This window comes from Bacillota bacterium (assembly GCA_012837285.1).
Taxonomy (GTDB): Bacteria; Bacillota; DTU030; order DUMP01; family DUMP01; genus DUNI01.
In genome coordinates, this window is the sequence record DURJ01000123.1 from 1 (window position 1) to 21,645 (window position 21,645).

General features: G+C 50.6%; 16 protein-coding genes, 2 pseudogenes and 1 other annotated feature. Of the genes and pseudogenes, 9 read left to right on the top strand and 9 right to left on the bottom strand.

Annotation, left to right across the window (positions count from 1 at the left end):
• Window positions 1-201 precede the first annotated feature (201 nt).
• The 8 genes and pseudogenes from GX016_07280 to fetB all read left to right on the top strand — a co-directional run bounded on the left by GX016_07280 (window position 202) and on the right by fetB (window position 8,616).
• The gene (locus GX016_07280) at window positions 202-1,401 is read left to right on the top strand and encodes a UPF0261 family protein (GenBank protein HHT71360.1); all 1,200 of its coding nucleotides are present in this window, start codon (window positions 202-204) and stop codon (window positions 1,399-1,401) included.
• 59 nt (window positions 1,402-1,460) lie between these two features.
• A complete protein-coding gene (locus GX016_07285) occupies window positions 1,461-2,285 on the top strand; it encodes a phosphoenolpyruvate hydrolase family protein (protein ID HHT71361.1) in 825 nt (274 codons plus the stop codon).
• A 162-nt stretch (window positions 2,286-2,447) separates the two neighbouring features.
• Complete coding sequence (locus GX016_07290) at window positions 2,448-3,416, top strand: LysM peptidoglycan-binding domain-containing protein (GenBank protein ID HHT71362.1); 969 nt, start codon at window positions 2,448-2,450, stop codon at window positions 3,414-3,416.
• Window positions 3,417-3,521: 105 nt separating this feature from the next.
• Window positions 3,522-3,760, top strand: a binding site (T-box leader).
• Between the two features lie 135 nt (window positions 3,761-3,895).
• On the top strand, window positions 3,896-5,302 hold the full coding sequence (locus GX016_07295; GenBank protein ID HHT71363.1) for a sodium-dependent transporter: 1,407 nt from the start codon (window positions 3,896-3,898) through the stop codon (window positions 5,300-5,302).
• Between the two features lie 210 nt (window positions 5,303-5,512).
• Window positions 5,513-5,716 (top strand): annotated as a pseudogene (locus tag GX016_07300) (type II toxin-antitoxin system Phd/YefM family antitoxin).
• A gap of 53 nt (window positions 5,717-5,769) precedes the next feature.
• On the top strand, window positions 5,770-7,002 hold the full coding sequence (locus GX016_07305) for an NAD(P)/FAD-dependent oxidoreductase (GenBank protein HHT71364.1): 1,233 nt from the start codon (window positions 5,770-5,772) through the stop codon (window positions 7,000-7,002).
• A gap of 120 nt (window positions 7,003-7,122) precedes the next feature.
• Window positions 7,123-7,854, top strand: a complete 732-nt coding sequence (locus GX016_07310) for a phosphate ABC transporter ATP-binding protein (GenBank protein HHT71365.1) — start codon at window positions 7,123-7,125, stop codon at window positions 7,852-7,854.
• 12 nt (window positions 7,855-7,866) lie between these two features.
• A complete protein-coding gene (gene fetB, locus GX016_07315; GenBank protein ID HHT71366.1) occupies window positions 7,867-8,616 on the top strand; it encodes an iron export ABC transporter permease subunit FetB in 750 nt (249 codons plus the stop codon).
• Between the two features lie 97 nt (window positions 8,617-8,713).
• On the opposite strand, the gene GX016_07320 is transcribed toward fetB, so the two are convergent.
• The 3 genes and pseudogenes from GX016_07320 to GX016_07330 form a co-directional block, all read right to left on the bottom strand.
• Window positions 8,714-9,586, bottom strand: coding sequence for an oxaloacetate decarboxylase (locus tag GX016_07320; protein ID HHT71367.1), 873 nt, complete (start codon window positions 9,584-9,586; stop codon window positions 8,714-8,716).
• Window positions 9,587-10,119: 533 nt separating this feature from the next.
• Window positions 10,120-11,386, bottom strand: a pseudogene (locus GX016_07325) (hypothetical protein).
• A gap of 289 nt (window positions 11,387-11,675) precedes the next feature.
• The gene (locus GX016_07330; GenBank protein HHT71368.1) at window positions 11,676-13,559 is read right to left on the bottom strand and encodes a sigma 54-interacting transcriptional regulator; all 1,884 of its coding nucleotides are present in this window, start codon (window positions 13,557-13,559) and stop codon (window positions 11,676-11,678) included.
• Window positions 13,560-13,838: 279 nt separating this feature from the next.
• Between GX016_07330 and GX016_07335 the strand changes: the two genes are divergently transcribed.
• Window positions 13,839-15,167: an SEC-C domain-containing protein gene (locus tag GX016_07335; protein HHT71369.1), complete on the top strand. Its 1,329-nt coding sequence runs from the start codon at window positions 13,839-13,841 to the stop codon at window positions 15,165-15,167.
• A gap of 75 nt (window positions 15,168-15,242) precedes the next feature.
• Here the strand turns inward: GX016_07335 and GX016_07340 are convergent, their stop codons facing one another.
• The 6 genes from GX016_07340 to GX016_07365 all read right to left on the bottom strand — a co-directional run bounded on the left by GX016_07340 (window position 15,243) and on the right by GX016_07365 (window position 21,401).
• Window positions 15,243-16,577 (bottom strand): 2-oxo acid dehydrogenase subunit E2, encoded by a 1,335-nt coding sequence (locus tag GX016_07340; GenBank protein ID HHT71370.1) that lies wholly within the window; start codon window positions 16,575-16,577, stop codon window positions 15,243-15,245.
• Window positions 16,578-16,646: 69 nt separating this feature from the next.
• Window positions 16,647-17,618 (bottom strand): alpha-ketoacid dehydrogenase subunit beta, encoded by a 972-nt coding sequence (locus GX016_07345; GenBank protein ID HHT71371.1) that lies wholly within the window; start codon window positions 17,616-17,618, stop codon window positions 16,647-16,649.
• A 16-nt stretch (window positions 17,619-17,634) separates the two neighbouring features.
• Window positions 17,635-18,570, bottom strand: coding sequence for a thiamine pyrophosphate-dependent dehydrogenase E1 component subunit alpha (locus GX016_07350; GenBank protein ID HHT71372.1), 936 nt, complete (start codon window positions 18,568-18,570; stop codon window positions 17,635-17,637).
• Window positions 18,571-18,736: 166 nt separating this feature from the next.
• The gene (locus GX016_07355) at window positions 18,737-19,744 is read right to left on the bottom strand and encodes an ATP-NAD kinase (GenBank protein HHT71373.1); all 1,008 of its coding nucleotides are present in this window, start codon (window positions 19,742-19,744) and stop codon (window positions 18,737-18,739) included.
• A gap of 1 nt (window position 19,745) precedes the next feature.
• Complete coding sequence (locus GX016_07360; GenBank protein ID HHT71374.1) at window positions 19,746-20,108, bottom strand: hypothetical protein; 363 nt, start codon at window positions 20,106-20,108, stop codon at window positions 19,746-19,748.
• 222 nt (window positions 20,109-20,330) lie between these two features.
• A complete protein-coding gene (locus GX016_07365; GenBank protein HHT71375.1) occupies window positions 20,331-21,401 on the bottom strand; it encodes a hypothetical protein in 1,071 nt (356 codons plus the stop codon).
• Between the last annotated feature and the right edge of the window lie 244 nt (window positions 21,402-21,645).

Sequence of the window (21,645 nt, forward strand, 5' to 3'; positions counted from 1 at the left end):
CCCACCCCTATCCGGCTGTCCACTTGTTCCCATTATAGCAGATTGCCCGGCACCAACCAAAGAAGTTCTGGCCCAGGTAAGCAGGATTTTACTGGTTCGGTGGCGAATCGTTCAGCAAATCCATGTTGGAAGGGAGCTGAGAGTTTAAGCGAAATAACCCGAATCTTGCCGCAGTTTTGTCAGAAAGGGAGGGAGAAGAGCTTGTCGACGGTAGTAGTCCTTGGCACCATGGACTCCAAAGGTCAAGAGTTGGCTTATGTGCGTGACATTATTGGGGCTCAGGGCCTCGACACTCTGCTGGTGGATACCGGCATCTTTGAACCGTCAGTGTCGCCTGATATCAGCCGGGAAGAAGTAGCGCAACTGGCAGGTATCGATCTGGACAGTATTGTCTCCCGACGCGACCGCGGGGAAGCGGTGGCAGCCATGACCGCAGCCGCCGGTATCGTAGCTAAGAAACTGTTTGACCAGGGCCGTCTGCAGGGCATAATAAGTTTGGGCGGTTCGGCCGGTACCACCATTGGTACCGCCGCCATGCAAGCACTGCCGGTGGGTGTACCCAAAGTCATGGTCTCCACTTTGGCCTCGGGCGACACCCGTCCTTATGTGGGCACCAAAGACATCACCATGATGTACTCCGTGGTGGATATTTCAGGGCTCAATCGCCTGTCGGGGCATATCCTGGCCAATGCTGCTTTGGCCGTGGCCGGAATGGTAGCCGGTGAGGTTAAAGACGAGGCCCCGGACAAACCTCTGATCGCCGCCACCATGTTCGGTGTTACTACCCCGTGCGTGACCAAAGCGCGGGAGTACCTGGAAAGTAAAGGTTACGAGGTGCTGGTGTTTCATGCCACCGGGAGCGGCGGCCTGGCCATGGAAGGTTTGATCAAAGACGGCTTCATCACCGGTGTGTTGGATGTTACCACCACGGAACTTTGTGACCAACTGGTGGGCGGCGTCCTTAGTGCTGGCCCACACCGGTTGGAAGCAGCCGGCAAAGTAGGTATCCCCCAAGTTGTCTCGGTAGGTGCTTTAGATATGGTAAACTTCGGCCCGCGCGATACAGTGCCGCCGAAATTTGCCCACCGCCTTTTCTACCAGCATAACCCCACTGTCACCCTGATGCGAACCACCACCGAAGAATGTGCTGAGCTGGGCCGGATCATAGCCGAAAAATTAAACGCCGCCCAAGGACCCACCGTGGTGATGCTGCCGCTACAGGGCGTATCCATGATCGATGCCGCAGACAAAGCGTTTTACGATCCTGAAGCCGACGCTGCCTTATTTGCTTCCCTGAAAGAGAACCTGCGTCCTGACATTCAGGTGGTGGAACTTAACAACCACATCAATGATGACGACTTCGCCCTGGCCCTGGCCCAAACACTGGAACAACTCCTTTAGGACCACTAGGGTTGCCCGAAAAATGTTAAGCGAGGAGGCTATAAATAGTGAAAACCAGAATAACCCGTGCTGATGCTCTAGCCCGATTCCAGGCTGAAATCGACGCCGGCCGCCCGCTGGTAGGCGCCGGTGCCGGTACTGGCATTTCGGCCAAATTTTCCGAGCGCGGCGGAGTAGACATCATCATTATCTACAACTCCGGCCGCTACCGCATGGCCGGCCGCGGATCTCTGGCCGGGTTGCTCCCTTATGGCGATGCCAACGCCATTGTCATGGAAATGGCCCAAGAAGTGCTGCCAGTGGTGGAAGATACCCCTGTCCTAGCCGGGGTCTGCGGAACCGATCCCTTCCGCCTAATGGAAGTCTTTCTCAAGCAAGTAAAAGATATTGGCTTCACCGGCATCCAGAACTTCCCCACTGTAGGTCTGATCGACGGTGTCTTTCGCCAGAACCTGGAAGAAACCGGCATGGGCTTCGGCTTGGAAGTAGAGACGGTTCGGATCGCCCACGATTTAGATCTTCTTACCTGTACCTATGTGTTTAATACCGATGAAGCTCGGGCCATGGCCCGGGCCGGAGCAGACGTACTGGTGGCACATATGGGCCTTACCACCAAGGGCTCCATCGGTGCCTACACAGCTCTTACCCTGGAAGACGCTGCTAAACGAGTCCAAGAAATCCACGATGCCGGTAAAGACATCAATCCGGATGTTATGGTTATCTGCCATGGCGGCCCCATCGCCGAACCGGAGGATGCCCAGTACATCCTACAGCACACCCAAGGTGTGGTGGGGTTCTTCGGCGCATCGTCCATTGAACGCCTGGCCACCGAACGAGCCATTGAACAGCAGGCCAGAAAGTTTAAGACCATGACTTTAGACTAGCAACTCACCAGCTAAAGTGTTGCTACACCGGTTGATTTGTTGGGCTGAACTGGGCCTTTGTCCATTATCAGGAAATCGGCCCAGTCTTTTTATCTTCCTGGCAGGAAACTTGGCGCAACTGTCGAATACTATAGAAAACAATAAGTTGTCGGAGGGTAGTCTATGTCAACTAGAGGTAATGAACCGCCGCCTTTACCAGGTTGGAAAACAACAGCGTTTATGCATTGGTGGCAGCGCGGGTTAATTACTGTGGTCGCAATCACAGCCGGAGTACTGCTGATCACACCGACAGCTCAGGCCGCTGTGCACACGGTAGTTCCCGGGGAAACACTATGGAACATTAGCTGGCGCTACGACACCACTGTGGATCAAATAAAGTCACTGAACAACCTAGAGGGAGATTTGCTTTATCCCGGTCAACAACTCACTGTACCCGATATAAGCCCGGCTTTGGCCCCCACCGACTCAGAGTCATCTTTGGCGGCTGCCGCAGCCTTTCCAACCGCAACGGCATCAGCCCCGGAAAACCAAGCCGAATCTTTAGCTGTTGCAACCCAAGTGCGTCACTTGGTGCAAGCAGGAGATACTCTTTACGGAATCGGCCTAAAATATGGCCTTAGTGTGGAAGCGATTATGTACGCCAACAATTTGTCCAGCACCCTTATTCATCCAGGACAATCATTATTAATTCCAACGGTCACCGTTATCCCCGATACCGCTCCAGTCGACAAAGGGCATAACACTTCTTCCCGAGGTGGCACCAGAGGCGGCAGTTCCGTCGTAGAAATTGCCACCCAGTATGAAAACTGCCCCTATCGCTACGGCGGTTCCGGTCCCTCCAGTTTCGATTGCTCAGGCTTTGCGGCTTATGTCTTTGCTCAAGTGGGCGAACAGCTACCTCACAACGCCGCCGCCCAATACGAGCGGGGGTATTCGGTGGCCAAAAGCGATTTGCAACCCGGCGACTTGGTCTTTTTCGGCCTTAATGGCAGTGCCAGCATCCAGCATGTGGGTATTTATGTAGGCAACAATAAGTTTATTCATGCTTCCAGTGGCAGAGGTAGGGTAATAACAAGTTCCTTAGCCGAGAATTACTATTTCAATAATTATAAAGGCGCTCGCCGCTTATAAAGTAAATTTGACTTTATAAATCCCGGTCAATCAACCGGGATTTCTTGTTAATTTATGACATTGACACGAAGCTACTTTCATGCTAATGTATTGATCAATTAAATCCACATCGCCTTGAAGGGGCAAGTAGCCTGGATGAATGTCTACAGCGAACCGGGATGGTGGAAGCCGGTGACCTTTGCCAGCGGCGAACATCTCCCCAGAGCTGACAGCCGAAAGCTGTGCCGGTAGGCCTGTCCGGATTCTTCCTCCGTTGCAAGGAAGTCTAGCCTTAAGTGGGGCTTGGCGCATTCTTTGCCAAGCCAAGAAGGGTGGTACCGCGAGTTGAACCTCTCGTCCCTTGGAACGAGAGGTTTTTTATTTTGCCTACCTTGTTACGCCCACTCAAGACCTGATATGCTCTTGCTTTGGACATTCTGCTAATACAGCCCCGGCTCAAGCCATCTTCAGGGTAAATCTAAGGAGGTATAGTTAATACTATGAATGCTCGAACCGTAACACTTTCTCCCACATCCCCTCAACCAAAATCTACAGTCAAGACCCGTCAAGGATTCGCCACCAGTCTCGGTGCCATTGCCGCTACCTTAGGTTCGGCCTTAGGTTTAGGGAACATCTGGAAGTTCCCTTATATGACCGGTCAAAACGGCGGCGCTGCGTTTATTCTAGTTTATCTCCTTTGTTTGTTCATCGCCGGTCTCCCAGTTATGTTATCCGAGTTTGTCATCGGCCGACGTTCCGGTTCTAACGCTGTACGCTCTTTCAAGAAGCTGGCCCCTGGCACTTTGTGGTACCTAACCGGTGTAGCCGGAGTCACCTCCGCAGTAGTCATTATGTTTTTCTACTCCACAGTGGCCGGTTGGGTATACGCCTATATCTTCAAAGCCGCCAGCGGAGCCTTGTCGGCTGTGGATCCGGCCCAAACCCCGGCTGTGTTTGACGCTCTCACAGTAAGCCCCATCGCTCCCTTGGTTTGGCAGTGGGCAGTGCTAGCTGTGGTGGGCACCGTAATCATCGCCGGCGTCCAAAACGGCATTGAACGGGTAGCCAAAACTGTCCTTCCTGTCCTATTCCTTCTCCTTTTAGTGTGCGACCTTCGGGCTCTCACTCTTTCCGGAGCCGCTGCCGGCGTAAACTTTTTGTTCCGGCCCGATTTCTCCAAGATTACACCGGCTGTCTTTCTCGCCGCTTTAGGGCTCTCTTTCTTCAAAATGTCTGTCTGCATGGGGGTAATGACCACCTACGGCAGCTACATGGGGTCCGAAGACAATTTGCCAGGCTCCATGCTTAAAGTAGCGTTGTCCGATACAGTAGTTTCCATTATGGCCGGACTGGCCATTTTCCCCGCTGTCTTTGCTTTCGGTTACCAGCCCGATGCCGGTCCGTCCCTGCTCTTTATCACCATTCCCATGGTGTTTAATTCTATGCCACTGGGCCAACTGTTCCTTACCCTGTTTTTCATTTTGACAGCTATCGCCGCTACCGGAGCCATGATTTCGCTGATGGAAGTCCCTGTAGCTTATCTGTCCGAAGAAAAGAATTGGCCCCGGGCAAAAGCTACTCTGGTAAGCGTTTTAGTGGTAGCAGCGTTCGGCCTCCTCGCCACCTTCTCCACCAGCATTTTGTCCCATGTCCAGCTTTGGGGCCGTACCTTCTTCGATTTCTTTGATTTCGTTACCTCCAGTATCTTTATGCCCCTGGCCGGCGTCGCCATCAGCCTCTTTGCCGGTTGGGTATTGACAAGCAAAGCTATCGTGGACGAAGCATCGAATAACGGTCAACTGAAAAACCAGAGTTTTCTCCGTGGCCTTGCCTTTATCCTAAAGTATGTCACCCCCATAGCCATAACCATCGTACTCCTTAGCGGCCTGGGGCTGATAAAATTGTAGAGCCACAGCTTTTTAGCACCAACATTAAGTAGGGTTCCAGCAACAACTGGAACCCTTTTTCCATACCTCCCTTTATGATCCCCATTCTGGCCAGTTTGCCCAATGCTTTCTTGTATCCCACCAATAGGGATGATACAATCATGGCATAATAATGGTTCCAGGGGTGAGCTGAATGGTTACAACAGAAACATCAGTGCCGAAATAAAGCCATTTTCCAAGCCATGCCATGAAACCCGGGCCCCTGTTCTAGTAACCAAGAACGGCGAAGCTGATTTAGTGGTTATGAGCTTTTCCGCCTCTCAAAAAATGGTGGCTCGTTATCGACTGGGGCAGATGTTATCAGAAGTAGACCGAGAAATTGCCCAAGGTAAACCTATGCGCGACTTTGAGGACACGTTTGCTGCTCTATTATAGACCTCTGTTTAGAATCTCTGACGAAAAGTAGTAAGTGAGGCATGTATTGTATGATGTATGACTTAATTGTAATCGGCGGTGGACCGGCAGGCATGCTGGGGGCTGCTACGGCCGGTGCTAACGGCTTGAAGGTACTGTTGCTGGAGAAAAATGAGAAACTAGGGAAGAAGCTCTATCTTACCGGTAAAGGTCGCTGCAATGTCACCAACAATGGAGATTTTGATGACTTTCTAAGCAATATCGTCACTAATCCTAAGTTCTTATACAGCGCCTTAAGCACTTTTGATAACCGCCGGCTCATAGGGCTGTTGGAATCCCTGGGCGTAAGAATAAAGGTGGAAAGGGGTAATCGGGTTTTTCCCCTTTCCGACAAATCCAGCGATATCATCAAAGCCTTGCAGCACCACCTGCTGGCCAACAAGGTGGAGATCCGCCTCCATGCCACCGTAAAGCAAATACTCACCCGCCAGAACCAGGTTTGCGGAGTGCTATTAGCCGACAACACGGAAGTGGACAGTAAGAAAGTGCTCTTGGCCACCGGTGGCATGTCTTACACCCAAACGGGGTCTACCGGCGACGGCTATCGTATGGCCCAACACTTGGGACACACCATTACTCCTCTTCGGCCGGCTTTGGTACCCTTGGAAACACAAGAGCCCTGGGTGATGGATTTGCAAGGGCTGACATTAAAAAATATTCGCGTTCAGGTTCTGGTCCAGGGTAAAGTGAAGGCCGAGCAGTTCGGTGAGCTGCTCTTTACCCACTTCGGTGTGTCCGGCCCTGTTATCTTAACGCTCAGCAGCTTAATACATAAATACCTAAAGCAACCGGTGCCACTGAATATAGACTTAAAACCCGCCCTGTCACCAGAGCAACTAGACCGGCGTCTGCAGCGGGATTTTACTAAATACGCCGGCAAACAGCTGAAAAATGCCTTGGACGACTTGCTTCCACACAAGATGATCCCTGTGGTGCTGGCGTTGTCCGGACTAGACATTCATAAGCAAATCGACCAGATCACCCGCCAGGAGCGAGAACACTTGGTTTATACTTTTAAACACCTTAGATTGACCGTACAGGGAACACGCCCCTTAAACGAAGCCATTGTTACCGGCGGCGGAATCAACACCAAGGAAATCAACCCTTCCACCATGGAGTCCAAACTTGTTAATGGGCTGTATTTTGCCGGAGAGATAATCGATGTGGATGCCCTGACCGGCGGCTACAATTTACAGATTGCCTTTTCCACCGGTTATCTGAGCGGTATTAGCACCGCTGACAAATAAAGCCCACGGCCTGGCCGCTAAGGAAGACTGGACTAAAAAGTCCGGTCTTTATTGTTTTACTAGATGCCCTGCGGTAAAATAGCAATAGACAGTCACAACTTGACAAAGGGAAGCTACGGCATGAACACAAAGCTAGAGCTGAAAAACGTATCTAGAGAAGTAAACGGTAAGATTCTACTGGACAAAATTTCGCTTGCAGTACCGGAAGGAACGGTGGCGGCTATTATCGGACCTTCCGGTGCCGGTAAAAGTACATTATTATCATTGATCAACCGGTTGAAAGACCCTACCGATGGAACCATTTACCTTGACGGAACGGATATCCGTACCTTAAACGTGTTTTCTCTCCGCCGACAGGTCGGCATGGTTTTTCAGCAACCGGCTCTGTTTGCCGGCACGGTGGCTGCTAATATTGCCTTTGGGCCCCAGCTGGCCGGCCACCAATTGTCCCGACCTGTCACTGAGCTCCTGCGTGAAGTGGGTTTAACAGATGCTTTTGCCGAGCGTGATGCCGGTACTCTTTCCGGCGGTGAACAGCAACGCGTAGCTTTGGCCCGAGCTTTGGCTAACAACCCCCAGGTACTACTCCTGGATGAGCCCACTTCAGCTCTAGACGTAGGCGCTGCTCACCAAGTGGAGGAGCTTATTACCCAGGTATGTAGGTGCCATGGCCTTACCGCCGTGTGGGTCTCCCACGATCTGGAACAGGCACGGCGCGTCAGTGACCGCATTGTGCTGATAGTTGGCGGAAAAAAGGTGGAGGAAGGAGATACTGACGCTTTCTTTGCTCAACCTAAGACAGAGACTGCTCGAGCTTTCCTGGCCGGAAAGCTTGATGTTACCAAATTATAGGGGGCAAACACCGTGTCGGATGTAGCCTTAGTGTTTTCAGTAAGCTTCATTTTCTTGGCTATGATAATATCCTACTGGCAGGATCTGAAACTGGAAAAAGACCTGGCTATAGGCGCTGTCCGCGCCTTTGTTCAACTTACAGCGGTAGGCTATGTGCTCAAATTCATCTTTGATTTAGCTGGGTGGCAATATATGATTCCTATGATAGTAGTCATGGTGCTAGTGGCAGGGAAAAATGCTGCCCGGCGTGGGGAAGGACTGCCTGGAGCTTTTATATTAGTTACACTCTCTATTGCTTTGGCCGAGCTTGTCACCATGACCATGCTGGTAAATCTTAAGATCATTCCTTTTACTCCCCGCTATGTAATCCCCTTAAGCGGTATGATTATAGGTAATGCTATGGTAGCCTCCGGCTTAGCCCTAAACCGCTTGCGGGGGGAAATAGCGGCCCGGCGAGCAGAGATTCTGGCTGCCCTAGCCCTAGGTGCTACTTCGCGCCAAGCAGTGGAACCAGCCCTTAAGGCCTCTGTCAAAGCCGGTATGATCCCCACTGTAGATGCCATGAAAACCGTAGGTTTAGTGCAACTGCCCGGTATGATGACCGGCCAAATCATCGCCGGTGCGAGTCCAATAGAAGCGGTAAAGTACCAGATCCTAGTTCAGTTCATGCTCAGCGCATCCGTGGGCCTAACCAGCATGCTAGTATGTCTCTTATCTTATCGAAAACTCTTCACGCCTGCTTACCAATTGCGGTCTTTGTAAAGACAAGCACATGCCTGAGGCCTAGGAAAACACTCAAGATCTCAGGCATGTGTCATTGTTCATTACCTGTAGCTAGGTATTACATTCTTTGAACTAGTTACTCGCTAGTACATACTCCATAACGCTGTTCCAATTCCCGGTAGTAATCTAAGCCTATAAGAGAATTGAACTCCGGGAAGGGAATCACTTGATCCATTACCCCCTCGGTAGTACCTTTCTCATATAGCTCACCAAACACTGTAAATGCCGCTTTGGCTACCAAATAAGGAGCTGTGCAGGGCCAGAAGACTATGCTGTAGCCGAGGTCGGCCAGCTCATCAGGTGTGAGAATGGGAGTGCGACCGTGCTCAATCATATTGGCCGTCAAAGGTACCCCTTTGATACGCGAGGCAACCTCCTTCAACTCGTCCACACTCTGCGGTGCTTCCACGAAGATAATGTCGGCACCGGCTTCTTTGTAGGCCAAAGAGCGCTCAATGGCATCGTTCAAACCATTCATCGCTCTGGCATCGGTACGAGCCATTATTAGGAACTCCGGGTTTTGTCGAGCATCAACGGCGGCCCGGATTTTTTGTACATGCTCTTCCATCGATATTACCCGTTTGCCAGCCATATGACCACATTTCTTGGGCCATTCCTGGTCTTCCAGGAACATAGCAGCTGCTCCAGCTTTCTCAAATTCACGCACCGTACGCTGTACACTAAGCGGATTACCATACCCTGTATCACCATCGGCTAAAACAGGTATGTCTACTGCATCACAAATCTGGCCCAATCGGGTGGCCATCTCTGTCATACTTAGATATCCTACATCAGGTTCGCCCAAGAGACTGGCCGCTACACCGTAACCACCCATCACAAGCGCCTTAAAGCCGATCTTTTCACAAATCTTAGCTATCATGGCGTCGTAGACACCGGGGAGTATATGGCATTTACCGTCCTGAAGCAAAGGTTTCATACTTTGTTTCACAAATTTGACCTCCTTCTAATTACATGGCAAGATTTAACCTAAGAGACTTTTCTCTAAAGTATACAGATCATCTTACGGACTACCCGAATACCCTACATGTGGCCACCACGTTTTGGCATAACCGAGTCCTTTTCACACTCCTTTCAATAGCTATGATCTTTTTGTTGCCTCAAACAAGTAAATAAACCAGGTTGTTGTGCCGTGCTGAACCAGCGCAACTGGACTAAAGGAGAAAATTGGAAAATGCCGTTATAAATACCCCCTTCCCTTAGAATGTTCCCACTCTTTAGGGACGTTCCGCTTTTCCTCTAACAGCTCCCTAAACTGCGATAACAATAAGTGCCTTACCCGTTCTTCTATATTTTTGCCCCACAGTTTTGTAAGACAATACTCTATTACTACGTAGTCCATAGGGTAAGCATCGCCATCCGTGACTGGAATGCATATGAGACATGGCCACCGCTTAGAGTCAAGGCCTCTTTTCTTTCTGCCCAGTTACTCCAGGGCATCTTTGACCTCAGAATTTGATCGAATTAGCCCATCATTGTATTAGCAATAATATCAAAGAATAGCGCAGAGACTACAGCAGTGATCAACAGCCCAACAGCTGCCATAATAAAAAGCTGAACGAAGGCCTTGTTCTCTTTATTTTTGTCAAATTCCTTCAGATTTGAACCCAGGGCTGCCAAGGCCAGTGCACCGCCAGTAGACAAGGGAGTAATCCCAGAAAGAGAACCACCCGCCCCTACAGCCGCCATTAATGCAGCAGGATGCACGTTACCCAATTGATTGGCAATACCAGCGCACATTGGCATCATTGTCGGATAAACAACACCCAGAGCCGAACTAACCATGCTTAGTAAACCTGCAGAAATACCCATAATTGGGGCAGCAGTCGAGGCGCTCATAATAGAAGATAAAGTATTACCCATTAAATCAATTCCACCCATAGTATTGACAACACCTAGCAAAGCTCCCATGCCCAGAACCATTACGATTGTGCTCCAGGGCATCGCTCTAATGCAAGCACCGTCGTCCGCAACGCCAATTACGAAGAGAATGGCTGCGGAAATAAGGGCTGCCAGGCCAATATTGACTTTAAAGAAAATAAGCAGGATCATCAGAACAACAATTGAGGACAACGCAATGAGTTGCTTCCCGCTGAACTTTTCCAGTGATTTGAAATCCGTTCTAGTTTGAGCCTCTTTAAGCTCGTATCCTTTGAAGATAATGAATAGTACTACAGAAAATATAATTGTTACAAGCGTCCTTTGATACCAGGATTGTTGGCATTACGTTCTCTATCCCGGCGCTAGCAGCCACTTCCGTGATAAGAGCACCTTCTGGTGTAATTGGCGTCATGCGACCAGCCATTAGACCACACTCACCAATCAGGGCTAACATAAGAGGATCATATCCAACTGCTGCAGCCACAGAAACCGCTAATCCTGGGATAATCGCCAGCGCAGGAATCGCACCAGGTCCAATGCCAGCAATAGTAAAACCAGCAGCGTAAATAGCAATTGGAATGATCCAGACGCGATCGCCGGCTAATGCAACAATCTTTTTTGCTAGGAGTTCCAAGGCACCGGTTGAGTTGATTGCTACAAACAGCAAAGTAATTCCAACCAATATGGAGAACATAGAGGTGCTAATTGCTCCAATGAGGTCTTTATCAGTTAAAGAAAATATGCGTACAGCAATCGCTCCAATAGCAAAAGCTAAAATTCCAGCGTTAGTTTTCTTTAAAAAGGACACCGCGATAACTACAATGAACAAAATTAAAGCAATCAAATCCAACTTCAACACTCCTTTCTTATTGCTTTGATTTTTTTGTGCCTAACAAGTGAATTAATTCTAAATAGGTTGCACAGTATTCATTGTTTATCACCCCCGTGGTTAACACAACAATTCTTTAGTTGCAAAACGCCTTTTCGTTCTTCGAAATGTTTGCTTTAATTTGAGTGTTCAAGTCATAACTGCAGATTTGTCGCTTTCGCCCACTAATTAATGCATGATCCATGCCAAGGGAAAAAGCGGGCTCGTGCCCGCTTTAAGTCCGTATTTTCTGTTTACAGATTAAACATGTTTAATTCGCTGTTTCATTCTGTTTCATTGTTTCATCATAATCTAGTCCCCATTCTCTCATGCGACGCCAGAGAGTTGTACGGCTAATCCCTAATAATTCAGCCGCTTCCTTTCTGTTCCCACCGGCCGCTTTGAGAGCCCGCAAAACCTCGTCTTTTCTGCTTTTCTCTTCTGCAGTGGAGGTATATGTTGTTAATGCCAAGGAAACTAATTCATTGGGATCTTGAGTCATGAAAGCTAAAGTTGCGAGCCTTTCAGCAAAATTGCGAAGTTGCCGTACGTTGCCCGGCCATTGATAAGTTCTAAATTGCTGATGCTCCATGATGGCCGTCAGTACGGGCCGTGGCAAGATGCAATCCAGCTCCCGCAAAAAGTACTCTAAGAAAATAGGAACATCCTCTGGCCTTTCCCGAAGAGGCGGTAATCTCAGTAACAACACGCATAGGCGATAAAACAAATCCTTACGAAATGACTCTTGGGCCAACTCATGCAAATTTTTATTGGTAGCAGCGATGATTCGTACATCTACAGGAATAACTCTATCTCCGCCAATTCGCATAACTTCACGTTCTTCCAAGACCCTGAGCAACCGTGCCTGTACCCCTAATGCTATCTCTCCGATTTCATCTAAGAAAATCGTACCTCTATGGGCGAGCTCAAATAATTCCGGTTTTCCCTGCTTCCGTGCTCCAGTAAATGCTCCCCCTTCGTAACCAAATAACTCGCTCTCTAACAAGTTTTCTGGCAAAGCAGCACAGTTGATCGCCACAAAAGGGCCCTGCGCTCTACGGCTGGCGTTGTGAATACCTTGAGCAAAGATCTCTTTACCGGTACCGGTCTCCCCAATAATAAGTACTGTGGACTCACTTTTAGCAAACAGTCTGGCCTGGCTCTTGGCCTGTAAAATAGTACGACTGGTTCCGACAACATTGTCCAGGGTATTCTTAGCCACAAGGCCTTTCTGATACAAGTTAAGACGAATCTTTTGTTCTGATGCCTGGACAGCGCCAATGGGCTGAAAAGTAGCGACCGCCCCGTTAAGTCGACCCTTAATCAATAAGGGAACCCAATTGGTAAGAACATCTTGTTTGCCTATTTGCTCTACTTGATCAGTCGCCGGCTGACCAGTAGTTAACACTGTTTGCAGCTTGCTCTTATGGAAAAAGTAATGAGCTGGTTGCCCCAACATATCTTTCTTTTGTCGACCAGCAATTTCCGCCGCGTTCTTGTTTAAATTGGTAATTAATCCATTACTATCTACAGCCAGGATACCACTGTGAGCAAAATCAAACACAGCTTGCATAACCTGGGCTCGTTCCACGTGTTCTCGTTGGGCTAGGGCTAATCGTGAGGCTGTTGATAGAGCATGGGAAATGCCTTCTTCGGAATAAATTATGTGCCCTCGTAACCCCATGGCCTCAGCCCTTTCCGCAATAAGGCTTCCGCCTACAATGTCATAAATACCTTGTTCACGCAGCCTATTTAAGATTGGGTCAACCTCCTGGGGTTGTTCATAACTTATGGATTCGACTTCAAGTGCTAAGATTTCCCTGATTGGATCAATAGGTGGCAAGCTCTCCAGGCATGACACTATGGCAGCACGATTGGCATGAACCTTGACTTTCAGAAATGCCTGCAGGAGGTCGAAGCCAGTCACCTCAACTTCTACCAATGTTGTGGTTAGATGTTGAGACAGCAATTTAGCGTTTCCCCCAGAAGATATGAACACATCTACCGTTCCTTCTCTTTCCATATCAAGGACAGCTTCCACATCCAGGGTAAGGTCGATGATTCTAAAGTTAACCTCTTGGGGGAGACTTATCCCTAGCTCCTTAATGTATTGGGTCAGGCGGGGATAACTTATGAAGACAACTGTCGGCAGCATAAACTTCATCCCTTCGTGGACTGGTTGGTACGTATTTCTAGATGCTCCACTTGATTTCCTATCTCAAAAACAGGTCCCCATCAAATCAGGTGCTCATGGAAAACCTGTTCCTTGTATTCTTGTTCTCCTGCACAGTTTGCATTTTTGGGAGGTAGCTGAATTTCCTGTTGTCATTACAACTATCAATTGTTACAATACAAATGACGATCAATCGGATTTAAGTTTGAGCTGTTGCTCACGACCTAATTTAATAAACGAGGTGTATTTGATTTGAGCACAATGATTTCGATCGGGCGCAATGATCCTTGTCCCTGTGAGAGCGGGAAAAAGTACAAGCGCTGCTGCCGGGGTAAGGTAGAGGCAGCGGCACAGACAATATCGCGCATCATTAAAGTGCCGGAAGAATACTACTTCCCACAGCTTCATCTAGCGGTAGACGCGCTGGCTTTGGCCGCTGGACTGGCACCGGTTGATGACGACGCCGGTTTACCGGATCCGGAACTATTGGGTACATATGCGAACAAGATGCTGGCTGCGGTTACGGACTTGGACGAAGACGAAAGTGAGACCATTTTTGATCAGCTGATGGATTTGCTGGAAAACCATTTTTTTGGCCGCCATATCCGCTTTGATGCCGATGAATTATGTCCTGCGCTGGAAGAGTTCGTCGAGGACGAAGAGAAAATCGATGACATCAGCGACGAGCAGATGGCAAAAAGACTGGCTGCTGCTCTGGATATCCTGGTGACAGAAGATTTGCGGGCTAAAGTGATCTGGCAACTGATAGGTTTCCTCCAACAGTCCGATCTGGAAGAAGACGATTATCCTCCTCTTATCTGGGCTCTATTTTTGGCCTTAGACGATGATTATAAAACAGACAACCCGATCTGGACGAGTATGTTTCAATTGTCCTGTTCCGACCTAAGCATTGGTCATGAAGAACTAGCCGAATTAGTGGACAAGTACAACCTTGACCATCCAGACTGCACCAAAGAGGAATGGGTGGCTGGCTGCGAAGCAATAGATGAGTATATAGATGGCAACCCTTTGCTAGCCCAGGATTTGTCTCAGCAAACGCTGGAGAGCATTCAACCTGGCCTAATGGCGATTACCGAAGGTAAGATTTTGTCGTTCCCACCTTATTCGGTGATCAACGGTATACGGGATTTCTACCGGGCACTGTTAACTTGGATTGTGAAAACGCCAAAACAAAGCGGCAATTTCCTCCGAGATTATGTAGAATACCTGGTCGAGCATGATATCTCGGAAGAAGACTTCCTTATCTTTGGCACCACTGTAACCGATATCATTACCCAGTGGGTCCATCAGCATAAAGATGATGATCCCGAGTTGTGCGAATCGTTGTTGGATCTAGCCCAGTCGGTGGCCATGGGTTTTCTGGATTCGGAGAGACGTGCACGCGTCGTCCTGTATATGTACACTATAGACCTCGTTGATTCCAAGCAGGGGATAAAATTGATCTCAACCGGCGGTTTGGAGGAATATGCCTGTGCGTTGGAAACAGAAGGAAATCAAAATGCCGCCGACCATGTACGGGCAGCCAGGCAACGGTTAGAAGACAACCCTGTAGTGGCAAATTTAACATAGCAATAGGTACAGGGAACCTTCTCTGACCCCAGCAAAAACAGCCTGCTTCCAAGCAGGCTGTTCCTTTAAGCTATTCTAGGCTAGTTCGGGCCGGACACCATAAGGGTTTTCCAGCAGTTCCCGTACTCGGCGTAGAAACTCGGCTGCCACCGAACCGTCCACCAGGCGGTGGTCGAAAGACAGGCTCAGTTTCATCAGGGGGCGTATGACTACGGTGCCGTCCACCACCACCGGCCGGTCTTTAATCGCGCCCACTCCTAAGATAGCGCTTTCTGGCTGGTTGATGATGGGGGTAAAGTCGTCGACACCGTACATGCCTAAATTGGTGATGGTGAAGGTGCTGCCGGTAATCTCGTCTAAGTTGAGGTTGCCAGCTCGGGCTCTTTGGGCCAGATCCTTCACTTCCCGGGCCACTTCTCTTAAGGACTTCTTGTCGGCATGGCGCACCACCGGCACAATCAGCCCCTGATCTAAAGCCACGGCTACACCCATATGGACAAAGTGATGGTAGATAATCTCTTCTGACGCTATGGTGCCATTTAGAGCCGGGTACTCGGTCAGGGCTTGGGCCGCAGCCTTAATGACAAAATCGTTGTACGAGAGCCTGTCTTCCGGCTCACAATCAGCATTGAGTTCCTGTCGGATAGCTTTGGCCCGATTCATATCCACTTCCATATTGATGGTAACATGAGGAGCTAGGCTCCAGCTCTCGGCCATGCGCTCTGCTATCACCTTACGGATACCTGTCAAAGGCAGGCGCTCTTCTTCGCCTTCTTCAGCTAATAAGGCTGCCGCCAGCACGTCTCTCTTGGTAAGGCGACGCTCTTTCGCCAATGCAGCTAAATCCACGCCCAATTCCTGAGCCAGCTTCACCGCCGTCGGCGTAGCCTTCACCGGCAGGTCAGCGGCTACGGCTGCCGCCGGCACTTTTTGTTGCTCCAGGTAAGCCTCTATATCCGCTTCCACAATGCGGCCGTCTGGCCCACTGCCTGGCACCTCAGCCAGATCGATGCCGGCATCTCGCGCCCGTCGTCGGGCCGCCGGTGTGGCTCTGATCCGGGTCTTTTCCTTTTTCGGCTCAGGCTGAGCAGCTACCTTCACCTTCTCCGCTGCCTTTGCGGGCGCAGCCGGGGTCGGCGCGGCCACGGCCACAGCTCTATCCGGCATTTCTTCACCCTCGGCCAATAAGTATCCCACCACGTCGCTTACCGCGGCTGTGCCGCCCTCCGGTAACACTATTTTCAAAATTCCTTCGCCCAGTGCCTCTACTGTATTTGTAATCTTATCTGTCGCTACTTCAAACAGGGGCTCGCCCTTAGTTACATAGCCGCCCTCCGGTTTTAGCCAAGCCCCGATAGTCCCTTCGGTCATAGTAAGACCCAGTTTGGGCATGAGCACTTCCTGCGCCACAGTATCCTTCCTTTCCTTGGCTCATTGCTTTGAACTGCGGTTTGAAAAGGAGCCCGAGCGGGCTCCTTTTTAGGCCAGTTCTCTTACCGCTGCAATAATGTCGTCGGTATCCGGTAAGATAAATTGCTCCAGCACACCGGCAAACGGGATCGGGGCCGGTTTGCTGCCCACCCGTTTTAAAGGAGCATCCAGGTAATCCAGAGCTTTCTCAGCAATCACAGCGGCGATTTCGGCACTAAAGCCGGAACGAGTAGCCGCCTCCTGAGCAATGACTACGCGGCCGGTTTTTTCCACCGAGGCCAGAATCGTTTCCTCATCAAGCGGTACCAAGCTACGGGGGTCGACCACTTCCAGGCTAATGTCTTCGGCAGCTAGTTTGTCTGCCGCTTCCAAAGCTTTCTGGACCATAATGGAAGTGGCTACCACCGTCACATCCGATCCTTCCCGCTTGACCTCGGCCCGGCCCAGGGGTACAACATACTCACCCTCCGGAACCTCGCCCTTCACCGGATAGAGCAACTTGTGCTCGAAAAACATCACCGGATTATCATCCCTGATGGCAGCTGTAAGCAGTCCCTTAGCGTCGGCCGCTGTGGACGGCATCACCACCTTCAGGCCGGGAATATGGGCAAACCACGCCTCCAGGCTTTGGGAGTGCTGCGCCGCCGCCGAGATTCCGCCACCTACCGGAGCACGAACCGTAAGCGGCATCTTCGCCTTGCCGCCAAACATATAGCGCATCTTGGCAGCTTGGTTCACCAGTTGATCCATGCACACAGTGAGAAAATCGCAGAACATAATCTCCGGTACTGGGCGCATGCCGGTAGCAGCTGCACCGACTGCTGCGCCGATAATGGCTGTCTCCGAAATCGGCGTATCCCGGACCCGATCCTCACCAAACTCTTGCCACAGATCACCGGTAACACCAAAACAACCGCCGAACTGACCTACATCTTCCCCCAACACAAAAACACTGCTGTCCCGCCGCATTTCAAGACGAAGTGCTTCCCGGATAGCTTCGGCATAACTTAACTGGCGCATTGTTTTCCCTCCTTCCTCACGCGTACACGTCTTCCAGCGCTTCCTCCGGCGCCGGCAGCGGGCTTTCCTGGGCAAAACGCACCGCCTCTTCCACCTCGGCATCCACTTCGGCTTTGATCGTATTGAGCTCCTTTTCAGTGGCTATGTCCATCTCGATTAAGTGTTTGCCGAACCGCTCAATGGGGCAACGTGCTTTCCATTCGGCTACCTCTTTCTCATCCCGATAAACAGTAGGATCCCCTTCAAAATGGCCGCGCCAACGATAGGTCTTAGCTTCGATTAGGGTGGGGCCTTCCCCAGCCCGGGCCCGCTTGACCGCCTCAGCCACGGCTTCGTACACTGCCATCACGTCGTTCCCATCCACCACCACGCCCGGAATGCCGTACGCCACCGCCCTGTCGGCAACATCAGCAATACGCTGGTGACGAGATTGGTGCAGGGAAATACCATACTCGTTATTCTCACACACAAAAATCACCGGCAGTCTCCAGATAGAGGCCAAGTTAATACCTTCGTGAAAAGTGGTCTGGTTGGAAGCACCGTCGCCGAAGAAACAGGTCGTTACTTGATCGGTACCCCGCAGTTTGGCCGCCAGTCCGGCTCCCGGGGCAATAGCCAGGCCGCCGCCCACAATCCCGTTAGCACCCAAGATGCCCATGTCCACATCGGCAATATGCATAGATCCGCCTTTGCCCTTACAATAGCCGGTCTTCTTGCCAAACAGTTCTGCCATCATCAGTTTCATGTCACCGCCTTTGGCCAGGCAGTGACCATGACCACGGTGGGTGCTGGTAATATAGTCATCGTCCCTTAGATTAGCACAGGTTCCCACTGCTGTAGCTTCTTCGCCAATATAGAGGTGAACAAAACCTGGAATCTTACCTTGGGCAAAAAGTTCCGAGACCTTGGTTTCGAATTCGCGCACCCGTACCATTTCCCGGTAAAGATCCATCAGTTTACTTTTTTCCACGGACAGTACACCTCCTCAAGTTTTGTCGAAGACCTAACAAAGATACACCTCACCCCCCTTAGCTAACTTCATTTTTCCCAATATACAGATTTCTGTGCCTAGTGAAGTCCTCTCTCCCTGAAGGAGCTTGCTTGCCCACTTAGGTTTCCTACTTAGCTTGTTCGCGACAGAAAAACTCGCATCGTTGCGCCTGCCGTAAGGTGGCGGTAATATCCACCACCCACGGCCCCGCCGCCGATAGTGCAATCTGAGCCTCTTCCCCGGCCCGCAGCAACACTTCCCGTTCACCGTCCAAGGCCAGTAACCGGGGACTGCTACTGGCCCCTATCGTGACCTTCTCTCCCACCGCCAGCCGCTGCCAGCTACCCACCGGGACAGCAGCAAACAAACCGGGTCCCACCGGTGACTGCACCGTAATTCTAGGCTGCTTTCGATTGAGCTCCAGATAGATTCCAGCCGGTTCCTCCGGCCCTACCGGTGACAGACAGCCGGCTACTGCTGACAGACCGATGGTATGAGGCTCCGCCCTGGTAGCTACAATAGCTTCAATCCGCTCCATATCCCACAGAGCCCGAGAAGCAATAAAGGTCTCGTTTGTCACCACCGCGTCCACCAGCGCCAAATCCCGCCAGCCCTCAGGGCCGTAAACATCCAGCTTTTTCGCTGGGCGGATAACCCCTGCGTCGGTAGTGGCTACCACTCCGGCCGCTAGGCCAGCTATGGTCCCCTCCACCATTACCGGAAATACATTGTTAGTCCCGGTAGACACTGCCACCAACGGCACTTGTTCACATCCTTTGGCCACCGCCCGGCAGGTACCGTCGCCCCCTAGCACCACAATAGCCGCCACCGACAAAGCCTGCATCTTGTCGGCCGCTCGGGTGGAATCAGCGCCGCCATGACCGATTTCCATGGTAAGGAAATCCACTTTGGGACTTAACTTACGCTTTCCCAATCCTTCCAAAGCTCGGTCGCCAATACCGTAAGTATCGGGCATAATCACAATCTCTTCCACCCCAGCCGCTTCCAACCCTAACAAAATGCGGCGGACAATGCTTACTTTCTCTTCGTTGTCAAATACCGAACCAAACGCTACCAGACGCCGGATGTCTTTGCCGGAGGCGGGGTTGGCAATAATGCCTACCTTACCGCCCATCTCAAACCTCCACCCAAACAGTCACAGCCGCATTGGCCATAATAATCTCGGGTCCGGCATCGCCTAGTTCCGGTATCGTCATCCCTTCCGCCACTAAGCCACCTTCCACAACCTCTAGCGACTTGTTACCAAAAGGTATCGGAGCCAGCACCTCCTCGGCCTTTACCTTGTCCGCATACGGCACAGCCACTTTGACCTTTACCACCATCCGGTTAAAATCCTGGATTCCTAGAATCTCCCGTATGCCGGTAAGATAGCTTCTGGAGATAGCGTCCTTTACGGCTCGCTTCGCCGCTGCTGTGGGATCTTGGCCGTGTTGATCGATTCCGGTGCCAAGTTCTATCAGGTAACGCTTCAGCATCATGCTCGCCCCCTGTAGCTTTCATTGCCTATTCGAAAAGGCTATTTATGGGTCTAGCTCCAACAAGTGGAAACATACCCTTATTCATAATATTCGCGATCAAATTCCTCTATTCCTGCTGGTAAGCAAGTTGCTCAGAATATTTCTCAGCCCAGGAACAAAATCCCGGCCTATAAGGCTATCATAATATGATCACTGGCAAATTCTTTATCATTGGCGCCCAATTCAGCGAGAGTCAGTGCCACCGCAATCACAGGTACTTTCTAACTTCTTCATACTGTCAACTTGGCCACAAACCCGTTCCAAGGCGATATTTATGAACAGCTCGATAAACTGTTGGTAAGAAAACCCGGCCCAGGCGGCCATCTGGGCTAGAGAAGCCGACGGCGTCAGAGCTGGGCTCCCGTTGACATCGATAACCACTGGCTTGCCCTCACCGTCTTCCTTGAAATCAATTCGCAGCACATCTTGGGCTCCCACGGCATCAAAAACGTCAACTGCCAATCCCGACAATAATCGGTACCGGGGATCGCCTGCTGCAATTTTCTCTTGGCCGGATTTATCCCCATTTCTCTTGGTCCTTAAAGTACGAACCTTCTGGTCCAAAGGAAAGGCAATAATCGGCAGGACCAACTTGTCACGATTGCCCATAACGCCCACCGTGTATTCTCGGCCCCTTAGGTACGTTTCCACCAGCACAGGAGGGTTTTTGAATTCCCTGAGCAAACTATGCACCTGCGCTCCCAACTCCCGGGGAGTGGAAACCAGAGATCGTTCAGAAATGCCTACACTTGTACCTCCAGCAGCCGGCTTTACAAACAAAGGAAAAGTCATTTCCCGCTCAATAGACCGCAATTGCTGTTTTAGCGATTCCAGTTCCGGGCGAATAACACAATACTGGGGAATAGGAAGGCCGAACCGACTCAAAGCCTGATGGGTTCTATCTTTGTACCAGCATACTTCCATTGTGGGTGCAGCGGAATGAGTCGCCTCTACGCCCAAATCAGCCAAAACTCGGCGCACCCAGGCCGCGCCGGAACCGTCTGCTATCGCTGCGGGCAGATCCAAGAATCCTTCGGCAATGCAAAAAGCAATATTGAAGGGCCCGTTCGTACGGACAAAATCTCTCAGTTGCTCTGGACTGCGAAGGTTAAGTTGGACCACCTGGTGCCCGGTATTGTTTAACGCTTCGCTGAAAACATCAATTTGGGAACAAGACATAAGCTGCGGGAAATAACCTCGTTTCTTAGCATCAGCCACTGCATTGTAGAGAAAAAGAATTCTAGCTGTCGTCATATAGCATCAACTCCTCTCCGTTAAGCCTGCCTCCTTTAGTCTTCCAGTACATTCAATATCCTATAGCGCAAATGGCAATAATCTCATCCTTCCCGTGTTAATGACTTCGTGACAGTATATAGTGGACCCCAATGTCAAGACACAATTTTTAAGGATTTAAGCGACAGGGGTAATCCCGGAGACGGGGTTGGACGATCCATAAGCATCAGAGTACTCGCGAGGTCTGGTAAGGTTACGCAATCCG